Source organism: Blautia sp. HCN-1074 (assembly GCF_037890165.1).
Lineage (GTDB): Bacteria > Bacillota > Clostridia > Lachnospirales > Lachnospiraceae > Blautia_A.
This window is the reverse complement of sequence record NZ_JBBKBP010000018.1, coordinates 39,715-51,226: the sequence shown is the minus strand read 5'-3', so window position 1 is coordinate 51,226 and position 11,512 is coordinate 39,715. Positions and strand designations below refer to the sequence as shown.

12 protein-coding genes are annotated in these 11,512 nt (G+C 43.0%); 1 reads left to right on the top strand and 11 read right to left on the bottom strand.

Features of this window, described 5'->3' with window-relative positions:
- Positions 1 to 6 precede the first annotated feature (6 nt).
- The 5 genes from WKT11_RS14155 to WKT11_RS14135 form a co-directional block, all read right to left on the bottom strand.
- Complete coding sequence (locus tag WKT11_RS14155; protein ID WP_118591236.1) at positions 7 to 1,374, bottom strand: vWA domain-containing protein; 1,368 nt, start codon at positions 1,372 to 1,374, stop codon at positions 7 to 9.
- Positions 1,375 to 1,395: 21 nt separating this feature from the next.
- Complete coding sequence (locus WKT11_RS14150; protein WP_118591238.1) at positions 1,396 to 2,400, bottom strand: leucine-rich repeat protein; 1,005 nt, start codon at positions 2,398 to 2,400, stop codon at positions 1,396 to 1,398.
- Between the two features lie 96 nt (positions 2,401 to 2,496).
- Positions 2,497 to 3,195, bottom strand: a complete 699-nt coding sequence (locus WKT11_RS14145) for a metallophosphoesterase (RefSeq protein WP_117845244.1) — start codon at positions 3,193 to 3,195, stop codon at positions 2,497 to 2,499.
- 31 nt (positions 3,196 to 3,226) lie between these two features.
- Complete coding sequence (locus WKT11_RS14140) at positions 3,227 to 3,745, bottom strand: GNAT family N-acetyltransferase (RefSeq protein WP_340285070.1); 519 nt, start codon at positions 3,743 to 3,745, stop codon at positions 3,227 to 3,229.
- A 76-nt stretch (positions 3,746 to 3,821) separates the two neighbouring features.
- Positions 3,822 to 4,058 carry a purine biosynthesis protein PurH gene (locus WKT11_RS14135; protein WP_118137699.1) on the bottom strand — a complete coding sequence of 79 codons (237 nt, stop codon included), beginning with the start codon at positions 4,056 to 4,058 and terminating at the stop codon, positions 3,822 to 3,824.
- Positions 4,059 to 4,349: 291 nt separating this feature from the next.
- Here WKT11_RS14135 and WKT11_RS14130 point away from each other — a divergent pair, with 291 nt between their 5' ends.
- A complete protein-coding gene (locus tag WKT11_RS14130) occupies positions 4,350 to 5,381 on the top strand; it encodes a 3-deoxy-7-phosphoheptulonate synthase (protein WP_118137697.1) in 1,032 nt (343 codons plus the stop codon).
- Positions 5,382 to 5,488: 107 nt separating this feature from the next.
- On the opposite strand, the gene WKT11_RS14125 is transcribed toward WKT11_RS14130, so the two are convergent.
- Genes WKT11_RS14125 through WKT11_RS14100 form a run of 6 tightly spaced genes read right to left on the bottom strand, consistent with a single transcriptional unit; the run spans position 5,489 to position 11,488 of the window.
- Positions 5,489 to 6,685, bottom strand: a complete 1,197-nt coding sequence (locus WKT11_RS14125; protein WP_243098875.1) for a DVU_1553 family AMP-dependent CoA ligase — start codon at positions 6,683 to 6,685, stop codon at positions 5,489 to 5,491.
- On the bottom strand, positions 6,682 to 8,007 hold the full coding sequence (trsS, locus tag WKT11_RS14120) for a radical SAM (seleno)protein TrsS (RefSeq protein WP_118247753.1): 1,326 nt from the start codon (positions 8,005 to 8,007) through the stop codon (positions 6,682 to 6,684). Before trsS ends, WKT11_RS14125 begins: the two co-directional genes overlap by 4 nt.
- Complete coding sequence (locus WKT11_RS14115; protein ID WP_243101747.1) at positions 8,004 to 8,414, bottom strand: DVU_1555 family C-GCAxxG-C-C protein; 411 nt, start codon at positions 8,412 to 8,414, stop codon at positions 8,004 to 8,006. Before WKT11_RS14115 ends, trsS begins: the two co-directional genes overlap by 4 nt.
- Positions 8,415 to 8,438: 24 nt before the next feature.
- Positions 8,439 to 8,972 carry a class I SAM-dependent methyltransferase gene (locus WKT11_RS14110; RefSeq protein WP_118247751.1) on the bottom strand — a complete coding sequence of 178 codons (534 nt, stop codon included), beginning with the start codon at positions 8,970 to 8,972 and terminating at the stop codon, positions 8,439 to 8,441.
- Positions 8,973 to 9,194 carry a DVU_1557 family redox protein gene (locus tag WKT11_RS14105; RefSeq protein WP_019160623.1) on the bottom strand — a complete coding sequence of 74 codons (222 nt, stop codon included), beginning with the start codon at positions 9,192 to 9,194 and terminating at the stop codon, positions 8,973 to 8,975.
- Complete coding sequence (locus WKT11_RS14100; protein WP_118591244.1) at positions 9,194 to 11,488, bottom strand: pyridine nucleotide-disulfide oxidoreductase/dicluster-binding protein; 2,295 nt, start codon at positions 11,486 to 11,488, stop codon at positions 9,194 to 9,196. The genes WKT11_RS14105 and WKT11_RS14100 overlap by 1 nt, the downstream gene beginning before the upstream one ends.
- Positions 11,489 to 11,512 lie beyond the last annotated feature (24 nt).

The following is an 11,512-nucleotide window of genomic DNA, read 5'->3' as shown; positions in this document are numbered from 1 at the left end:
ATTTCATTACCTGTCTGACTTATCAAAATCATCCTCATCCAGGATCAGTTTCATGGCCCATACCGGTACATCCACATCTCTGTAATTATCCTGCATAAACACAAACGCAGTCTTATATGGCGGCATTTTCTTCGGGTAAATTCCGAATCCGTCTGTAAAATAGATCAACCCTTTCAGGTTATAAAATTCATGCTGTTCCAGCAGTTTGTCCACCCATTCAAATGCAGGTCTGAAGTCTGTTCCGCCATCTCCATACAGTTCCAGATGTTCCATATAATCTTTCATTTCTTTCTGAGAAGTAATCTTTTTATCTGTGTGGACTTTCTCATCACACTGAATGATGTGCACATTTATTTTTGTAAAAAAGTTCTCGCTTTCACTAAGTACACCGTAGGTTTCTTCCAGAAACTTTCTCACCAGTTCTCCCGAACAGGACATGGAGGTATCGATGACGATCACGAACTCCTCTATCTTCTTAACTTCTTTGGATTCCAATGGTTCGATCAGCGGCATATTTCCATAGAGGCGCAGACCATAGGTATAGAAATTGTAATCAAAACTGTCATCATCCACTGCCAGTTCTTCGTGAAAAACTGCAAATTTTCGCAGGAATTCTCTGTAATCGTATCGCCTTCTGTTCTCTGTTTTTATCTGCTCCAGGAAATCTCCATCCCGCTCACCTGCCTCCTGTGAAAATGTTTCCAGGTCCGTCTCGATTCCATCATTGATCTCCCCCCATTTGCGGCTGAGCATGGGATTCGGTTTCTGGTCCGGTTTCTTACTTTCCCAGTATCTGTGGTCATCTGTGCGAAATTCCTGTTCCAGATTTGTAAGATCCTTTTCACTCAGATTCCATTCTGACAATATTTTATACACTCTCTGTGCATTAAGAGTTTTGCCCTCTTTTTCAAGGAGACGGTAGGTTTCCCTTCGCAGAAGACTGCGTGAGAAACGGATACTCCGATAGTTCATCCCATCTATCATATGCTCCACTGCAATGTCACAGCTCAGATCACGCATACGTTCCTGGATTGTAATTTCATCGTCTGCCCTCTTCCTGCCTTCTGCACCTCTCCATGCAAAATGCCGGAAAATACAGTGGAATACCATGTGCAGATACCCTCTGTTCACCAGAATCCTGTTCTCTCTATATAAACCTCCCAGCATCTGTGGCTGGAAATACATCACTCTTCCGTCAGTTCCAAACCCTTGGATCTGACCATCCATCTGATAAGAAAAACTGCTCAGCGCCACATCCAAAAACCGCATTCCCAGATATAATTCATCCCTCGCAGCCCTGAGAATACTGCTGCCGATCTCCTGCAGACGCTCTGCTCTTTCTGCTATTTCCTGTGTTTTATCCTCTGGCTCCATCCTTATTTTCCTCTATATCTATCACAGTTCAAACCTCTTTTTTCTCATTATATTTTTTCTATTCAAAAGTTTTTCTGTAGTTTCTGCCTGGTTATCCACCAGATTTGCTCTTTCATTCATCAGGAATGCGGATACTTCCGTTTCTTTTCTCTTAGATGCACAATCCAGCGCAGAATCGATTCCTTCCAGTGTCCAGAGTTTTTGCGAAGATATCATTTCCAATCTGTGCATATCCTCCTGCTTTACCAGATATTCTGCAATATCTCTCAGATTCTTACGGATATATTCCCTGTAATTCTCCCTGGCTTTCCCGGTCAGTCCATAGGGAAACTCCAGTCTGCCAAATGACATATCCACCAGAACCTCCAGCTTATCCATGGCCACCGCCATTTCAAAAAGCCTGTCATATTCCTGATAATTCAGCTCCTTATCATAAAAACACTGTCTGTAATTACTTCCTGATCCATGATATTCCGTATACAGAATACGCGCCGGAGTGTTCTCAACCGCCTCATCATAATGCTCCGGAAATACAAGCCTTGCTTCTTCATGCTCATAGAGAAAGTTCACATCAATCCTCTGCCACATCTCGCCCAGCATTTCCTTAACTCCTGACTTCTTTCCCTGTCTCATATGAACAGTCAGCTTCTCCAATGCATGGCAGCCTGTAAATGCACCACAGCCTATCTGCATCAGGCTGTCAGAAAACTCCAGCTTTTTCAGATTTCCGCAGCCATAAAAAATATATCGTCCAATCTCTTTTAAAGTGTGAGGAAAAACAATCTCCTCCACGTCATTTCCTGCCAGAACATGTTCTTCTCTGCCAAATCCAAGACCATCTGACACTTCCCACAGGCAGGCATTTTTCAGTTCTTCCTTCTCTTCCATATGGCTGGAAAATGCATAGGGTGCCGCACTGACCACCAATTTATCCTCTATCATTCCCGGAATCTCAACTCTGCCCTCTATTCCAAAACACCGCAAAATCTCAATCCCGCCAGATTTCTCTCTGTAGTAAATCTTCATTTTCTCATTTCTCCCCGAAGATATTTTCTCTCAAAGCACATAAAATCATCCCTGAAAAGTATAATACTTCCCAGGGATTTTTTCCAGACAATATAATTAGCGTAAAACCAGCTCCGGTTTAAAATTCAGATAATCACCTGACACCAGCTTGTACTCTATTCCATCCACATAGCCTTTAAAGCTGTCATCATACCGTTTCTCTCCATGACAGTGAGAATAGATTACCTTCTCGACGCCAAATTCCTGTGCCATCAGGGTAAACGGACTCTCCATTTCTCCAATACTGGTTGGCGGATAATGGAGAAACATGATAAACTTCTCGTATCCTGCCGCCTTTGCCCCTTCAAAAGAGCAGCGCAGCCTCCCCAGTTCCCGCTCTCGGATCTTCAGGAAGTGCTCATAACTGTCTTTTCCCTCATAGCAGTAACCCTTGGTTCCCACCAGCGCATAATCCTCATATGTATAAAAATTATTCTGCAAGAATTCCAGCTTTCCCCTGAACATCTCATTCAGATTTTCTGTTTTCTTCGCATCCCAGAACATATCGTGATTTCCCCGAAGCAGAATCTTCCTGCCCGGCAGAGCCATAATAAAATCCAGATCCGCCTGACACTCTGCAAGATCTCTCCCCCAGGAATGATCTCCGGTAATCACTACTGTATCATTCTCTGTCACTTTCTTCTTCCAGTATTTCTCAATCTTAACTACATGATTCTTCCATCTTTTATCAAATACATCCATAGGTTTATTGACTGTAAACGAAAGATGAAAATCACCGATTGCATATAGGCTCATTGTACACTCTCCTGTCTGTTCTGCTCGTTAATTATTTTCCAATCTCAATGCTCATGGCATGCCAGGTTTCTCCGCCCCAGGTGGAGTTTGCCTGACCCAGATCTGTAAAGCCGAATTTCTCATACATCTTTACCTTCTCATCCAGACAGGTGAGGAAAAGTTTCTTTCGTCCTTTTTGTGCTTCTCTCTGGCCATATCTGGATACCAATTCACGACCCAGGCCCTGCATACGATATTCCGGACGGACATCCAGACCCAAAAGCATAATATTTTTTCCTTCCGGATTACTCAGAGAAATATCTGTGAAGAATTCATCTCTGAAAGCATCCTCATCTGTAGGAACTCCATTAAGAAATGCAGCCAGCTTTCCAGTTTCCTTATCCTCAGCTACCAGAAATGTTTCTGCTGTTGCTTTTATTCTCTCTGTCAGACTCTTCGGGGAACATGCCTCATTTGGCGGGAAGCAGATCTGCTCGATTTCTATTGCCTGCGGTGTCTCCTCCGGTCTGATACTTCTGAATTCAAATCTATTCATATTGTTTGTACTCATTTTATTATCCTTCTCCTGTTATCTTTTTATTTTCTGCACATTCGGGATCTGCAAGTTTCCCATATAGTTGTTTTACTTACATCTGGCAGCTTCGCTTTTCTTCCCCGTCCAAATCTTCCCGTATATAATGTGCATTAAACTCCATGTTAATATCGCATATTTCCTTCGTGCCATCAATATATTCCTGATACATCTCAGCCAGTCCCGCCATACAGCCATCACAGCTTGCAGAAATATTTCCAAAAGATTCTTCCACAATCTGTTTTCTTTCCTCTCTGGTTGTATCCTTTATCAGAATACTCTTGACCTCCATAACATTCACCCCAGCTTTCTTTGGTATTCTTTTGATATTTCTTTCCTCATATCTTTTATTTGATTGTAACATCTGAAAGCATTTTTGTGAAGCTAGGAAACAAGCATAAAAAACAGTCTGATTACGCCCTCTGAAAATATGTCAGTTTAAAGTGTTAAAGTTCTGGAATTTTAGATAACATCATGTTATACTTGTGAAGGAAAATATGCAGGCAGTCCGGTCAAGTATAAAACATTCCTGAGTTCCGGCATTATCAAGAGCCTGTATGATATTATATGGAGGAAACAAATCATGTCTATGAAAATCAATCACGAGCTTCCTTTGCCAGAGATTCTGAAATCTCAGTACCCTCTCAGCCAGGAACTCAAAAAAGTAAAAAAACAGAGGGATGAAGAAATACGCCGCATTTTTACCGGTGAATCAGATAAATTTGTGGTTCTTGTAGGACCCTGCTCTGCAGATAACGAAGATACAGTCTGTGAATATGTACACAAATTAAAAACAGTGGCCGATAAGGTTTCTGACAAACTGATGATTATCCCACGGGTTTATACAAACAAGCCCCGTACCACCGGCGACGGCTACAAAGGAATGTTACATCAGCCAGATCCTGATAAAGCTCCTGACCTTCTTGCCGGAATCATTGCTATCCGCAAAATGCACATGAGAGTTATGCAGGAAACAGGACTCTCTTCTGCAGATGAGATGCTTTATCCTGAAAATCGCAGCTATCTGGATGATATTCTCTCCTACGAAGCTGTAGGTGCACGTTCTGTGGAGAATCAGCAGCATCGTCTCACTGCCAGCGGCATGGATATTCCGGTTGGTATGAAGAATCCTACCAGTGGTGATCTTTCTGTTATGTTGAATTCCGTCACTGCTGCACAGCATCCTCATCATTTTATCTACAGAGGAAATGATGTGGAAACTTCAGGAAACGATCTGGCACATACCATTCTCCGCGGAGGTGTAAACCAGTACGGACAGACTATTCCTAACTACCACTATGAAGATCTGATGCATCTGTCTGCTTTATATGCAAAAAAAGATCTTAAGAACCCTGCCATCATCATAGATGCCAACCACTCTAATTCCAATAAACAATACAAAGAGCAGATCCGAATTGTCTCAGAAGTACTTCACAGTCGTAATTATAATCCGGAGCTTAAAAAGCTGGTGAAAGGTGTTATGATTGAAAGCTACCTTCTCGAGGGTCGTCAGGATATCAGTGATCATATGACTCCTGGCTGTTCCATCACAGATCCTTGCCTCGGATGGGAAGATACAGAACGGCTTATCTATGATATTGCTGAGAAATGCTGATTTTTATGGATAATACAAATGTGAGCAAATAACTATTCATAAAACAAAAAACAGAACGAAATCCGGCTGACAGTCAATAGGTTTCGTTCTGTTTTCTAATAGTTTCTCTATAAAATAATACGTTTCGCAGGATACAATGCCCTATCGCTCCATTCTGCTTTTCTGCAATCCAAAGAAATAATATTTTTCTCTGCACAGACATTTCTGATCAGTTCTTCTCCGTTGTCTGATGTAAAAAATGCTGTGATTTCTTTTGTCCCTCCAACACTCCTTACACAGCAATCTACCAGTTCCGGAATCTGAAACAGTAATTCATCCATTTCTCTCATGCTTTGGGACTGGTCGATCCGTCTTACAAAATCCAGACGCCTTATCTCACTTCCACAGATACATTTTCCGGGTATGATACGTGTATGATCACCGGTCCGATATCTGATCATAGGCTGTGCCTCCATCCCAATGGTTGTGATCACCAGTTCTCCCCATTGACCGTCAGACAGAACATTTCCCTCTTTATCTATGATTTCTGTGATACAGTGATTCTCTCTCATGTGCATGCCCTCATGAGCCTGACAGCAGATTGCGCCCCCAAGTCCTATCTCTCTGGAACCATAATGAGGCCAGAGTGATGTTCCCAGAATTTTTTCTATTTCTTTCATTACTATTTCCGGACAGGCATCCCCAGATACCAGTGCTCTCTTTATACTGCCTTTTCCACACATTCTGAGCATGGAAAGCAGTGCTGTCGGCATACCTACATAAGTATCTGGCTGCTCCTCTTCCAGAATTGTTTTTAACTCACCATAGGTTTTATTGTTCCCGGTTAAAAGGGGGTGTGCTCCTATACGTCTGATTGCTTCTGCGATCAGCTCTCCCAGTCCAAAAGGACCGGAAAACGGCATGGCAACCATAGTCTTGCTTCCCGGATAAATAAACTCCCCAAGTCCGGCCATAAAAAGTTCTATAGTATGTTCACAATCTCCTTCTGTGTAAAATACACGTTTACCTGCACCGGTTGTTCCGCTTGTCTGTTCTGAAATGATCCTCTGTATTTCTCCCTGGGAGCATAGTAACATCCTGCTCCCTTTCTGGGCCAGGTCGGATTCCGTTGTAAAGGGAAGAGTTTTCAGATCAGCAAGGCTTTCCAGCCTTTCCGGCAGATCTCTGTAAAATCCCTGCCTTTTTTTTTCTCTTTTCAGAACAGCATTCAGTTTATCCAACTGTATTTTGATTATTGTTTCCCTTGTAATATCTGTAATTCTTTCCTGCTTACAGATCATTGCATCTATATTGGATCGTTTCACTTTCTGTATAAATATGTTCCTTTCAGATTAGTCAGATTATATGCACAGAATGGCACCATTCCATAATCAGGATCCACTTCACAGATATAACAGCGTTTCAGACGGTCAAGATCCAGATTCCAGGCATCCTGAAAGATCATGCCTGATACTGCAAAGGTTTCATTATGTATCCGGGTCAGAAACTCATCCAGCGCATCTGTCTGTGTCATTTCTCCTTCATCATAGTTTTTTGTACTGTAGCTCCACTGATTTTCCACATACTGTCTGGAATCATCACTGGTAGTACAGCAGCATCCTTTTCCTGATTTTTTTTCAAGAAGCTTCAGTTCCCGCTCCCCTTTTCTCAGATAACTTGCATGGAAGGAGCAGTAGGGATTCTCTGCTCCGCCGCCTGCAAAATCCTCAATTTTCATCAGTCCCTCTGTCTGTTCTTCAATAAGTCTCAGCATCTTTGGTATGGTGATGGGATTTGTGGGGCGCTTCTGGGAACATCTGCCAAAATAACTGATAGGCTGAAAATGTACGCCACGGACAAAGGGCATATGATCCAGACCAAATTTCAGGATATCCCCTACCTGCATATCATTTACTCCCGGCGCTATGACCGGCACAAGAGCAATACCAAGCTCTGCTTCTGAGCAGTTTAAGATCGCCTTTTTCTTCAGTTCCATCATAGCCTGCCCACGCAAAGTCTCATAAACCTGATCTGTCACACCGTCAAACTGAAGAAATACTGTATTCAGTCCTGCTTTTTTCAGCTTTCTGGCATATCCATCCTCCCTGGCAAGCCGGATCCCATTGGTATTTAACTGAAAAAATGTAAATCCTTTTTTTCTTCCCATATGTATGATCTCAGGCAGATCATCTCTCATGGTTGGCTCTCCTCCTGAGAGCTGTATATTAAAAGGACCTCCGTGAGCCATCAGAAAATCATACTGTTTTTCTATTTCACTGATAGGAATATCTCCGTTTTCCCCGTCTTCTCCTGCTGAAGCAAAGCAGACAGGGCAGTGCATATTACAGCGTTTTGTGACTTCCAGGATCATACAGCACCCTTTTCTTTCATGTTCCTCACAGAGTCCGCAATTATCCGGACAGGATTTTTCTTTAACCTTCGGATTTACAGGAGTTTCTGCTGAGAGATTTTCTCTTTCCCAGGAAAGATAATCTGTTACATTTCCCTCCCAGATCAGAGTCTGAAATTTCCCATGAGCATTACATTCCTTTACCAGATAAATCCCGTCTTCACCAATACACTTTTTGGCAGGAACTACCTTCATACATTCCGGACAGACACTTTTTGTTTTGCCGATGGTGATCAAAGCTCCAGTACCTCCCGTTCTATCAGTATTTCCATAACTTTTGTATAAGTATCTGCAATAAGTCCGGGACATTTCTCCATAATTATGCCCCATTCCAGATGAGTGATATCCTTACAGTAAAAAGCTCCAAATTCTTCCTCTGTCTTCTGGCGGAACCACTGATATAATTCCTGTACAGCCGGCTTCATCTGTGCATCTTCCTTCTCCTCAGGAGCCAGATTACCGAGAAAATATCCGATTGCACAGGCACTTCCTGTCAGACACCCACAGGTATCTCCACAGTAACCAATTCCTCCTCCAAGGCCTCCCATTGCCTTTACAAGCTGTGGATTTTCCTCTCCTATGGTTTCCAGAGTCATGATCATAATAATCTGTGAACAATGATATCCCATGCTGCCTAATTCCATTATTCTTTCGTAGAGATCCATACATTACTCCTTTCTGCCAACCACCATGGTATAGCCTATTTTTCTGCCTTTGTATTCATTCTGCAAAAGCTTATAATCTTCGCAGCAGAATGAATCATTCCAGATTGCTTCCAGATAATATTCTCTCCAGAGAGCAGTCTGGTCCTCCTGACAGAGAATCGTAAATCCTGTTTCTTTCACAATTTCCAAAAGATTGCCCGGATCCAGATCTGACAGTAAAAGAAATCCTCCCTTTTTCAGTACACGCCAGCATTCAGAAACTGCCTTTTTCTGATTTCTGCTGACAAAAAATGCACACTGGCTGATACAGAGATCCATACTGTCTGCTGCATACTGAAGGTCCAGAAAATCTCCCCTCTGCACCTCACTGCTTCGCGGAGCAAGATCCACCCCCTGCACATTCAGACCAAATGCTTTCATAATCCGCACTGTCTCTCCCTCTCCTGCTCCCAGATCCAGAGCTTTCATTCCTTTTTTCAGTTCTATGCTTTTCAGAAGATGAAGTGTCTGCTCTTCCCCTCCGGGATGTCTGTTCATCTATTTATCCTCCAGTGCACGTTCCACTGCCAGAACCTTTCCAAGAGCCAGTTCTTCCGGAACATAGACAAAACCACATTTGGGACAAACCGGCATCTCAACAGGAAAACCGTTCTCCAGATACATAAATTTTGCTTTTCCTTTTACAAGAGGAACCTTGCATTTCATGCAGGTCAGCTTTCCCTCAGGATCAATGGTATAATATGTTCTCTCTGCTGCCATTACTGTCCCACCCTTTTCATAATATTCATTCTGTGACTGTATGCTCTGCGTACCAGATACCCTTCTTCAGTTTCCACAAATCGCACCCAGAATGTCACATTTCCAAGTCTGCTCCTTGTCACCAGTTCTTTTGTCTCTTCATCAAAAATCGCTTCCTGGTTTTCTCTGTAATCTGATAATACACGCTCCACATCACTTTTCAGTATCATACGTTCATCCATCATACTGATAGCATCTTCTGTATATGCAACGGTATAATCTTTTTTCTCCATCATCAGTTCCTCATTCCATATATTTTTTAAAAGCTTCTCTTTTAGCACAAGCCGGTTGTAGCGTTTTTCACTGATATCCGGCATATTGACGGCATTTGTGCCATACAGAAGTTCAAGGATATGTCTGGATTCCCTGCCTTCCCTGACAAATCGGTCCCTGCATGCCATGCAGTACGTTATATATGGGGCATCGGATCGTTCCAGACACTTTTCTGTCATTTTATCTGCCATCTCTTTATTAGCGTAGGAAGTCAGTCCGCCGTATCCGCAACAGGGAGACAGATCTCTGGAATATTTTGTGTTTACAACAGTGCACCCCATATCTGCAAGAAGCTCTCTTATTGTATCCTGTGTCTGTGTATTTCCCCTGGCGCCGCAGGCATCATGTATTGCAACAGGTATCTCCAGTCCTTTTGCCTGTCCGGGAAGTCCGATCTCCTTTAAGATCTCCCAGATTCCTGTGATTCTGGCACCAAGACTCTCTTTTAACTGTTTCATACAGCTTGGACAGCCTGCTATGATCATAGGATCTCCCAGCTTTGCAAGTTCCTGCTTCAGCTGTTCATTTACCTTTTCTGTCATTTCATAGCGTCCTGCCCATTCACTGATAGCACCACAACATCCCAGCATCAGAGCAACACCGCCCTCTGTCCTCCTGCAAAGATCCTCATATGCCTCTGTGACAACATCCGGCGCTATAGCTCCTGCCTGACATCCCGGGAAAAATACATATCTGCAGGTTTCATATCCCGGCTGAGGTCTGCATAAGAAAGCCTCCGAATTGGAGAACAGCATATCCATCAATGCAAATTCATGAGGTGCCAGAGGCATCTTGTCTGTAGATACCATATTTTCTCTTGCAGATTTGCAGACCTGGCTCATATCAAACCCATTTGGACAGATTACAGTACACTGTCCGCAGAGTGAACAGGAATTCATCGGTTTATTCATCTGGTGATCTCCCATAATGATCTGGGTATTATTATAGATTTCACGTGCAAGAAGACCAGGATACTTTTTATATTCACTTAAATAGACACAGCTTTTCATACACTCATCACAGTGACACTGAATGCATCGCTTTGCTTCCTCAATAGCTTCTTCTTTTGAATATCCATCTATGTTGCAGGGAATCTTTTTAGAGCCTTTCATCCCTTCCATATTTGTATAGAGCCTGGTGGTAACTGCCCCTTCACTGCCTCTGTTACTGTGGGGTGAAATGTTCTGCACAAGGAGATCTACAGTCAGGGCAGCTCTTTTTGCAGCAAAAGCCGCATCCATCACAGACTGGGCCGGACCACTGACGATCCCTGCCTGTTCTCTCAGCATGATCTCTGCGTCTGCTGCTTCCTCAGGAGCCAGCTTTTTGGCCACCTCCTCTGAAGCACAGACCACATCTGCCTCCTTCATTTTCTCTCTGATAAGCGGAAGGTCAAGACTGCATCCGAATTCAAAGGAAAGGTCCATAGAACTGAGACGTTTTGCTTCATTTCTACAATCTGATTCCGAAAGTTCCGGTGCTGCTGCTGCAATATAGGCTTCATGATCTTTCTCCTGACAGTAAATGGTTGCAGGATACATCTTCTTTTCCAGTTCCCCTGCAAGAAATAGCGGGAATAATCCTGAGCCAAAAATCACAGCCTTTTTTTTCTTTCTGATACGAAATACACTGCTCCGTTTTCCAGGTTCTCCATATCGGACAATGGCACGTTCTACTTCACGTATAGATATGCCATCACCCAGCTCACAGAGTCTGCATTTCTCCTCACAGGGTGCAGTACATCCGTCACAGAGGATCATGGGAAATGGTGTGATCTTTTCATAGATAGCCAGAGCTTTCTTAAAGTTTCCTTTTGCAGCATAAAACAACATTTCTTTTGTATCTGCTTTGAAAGGACAGGCTGCAACACAGTACGCCGGCTGTTCATGAACACAGAGGCCGATCATATGATCCATCTCTTCCTTTGACATTCGATTTACGTGATAAACATGAGTGGAACCTCTTTCCTGTATATATGTCATAACCCGATACTCCTTTCATTTCCA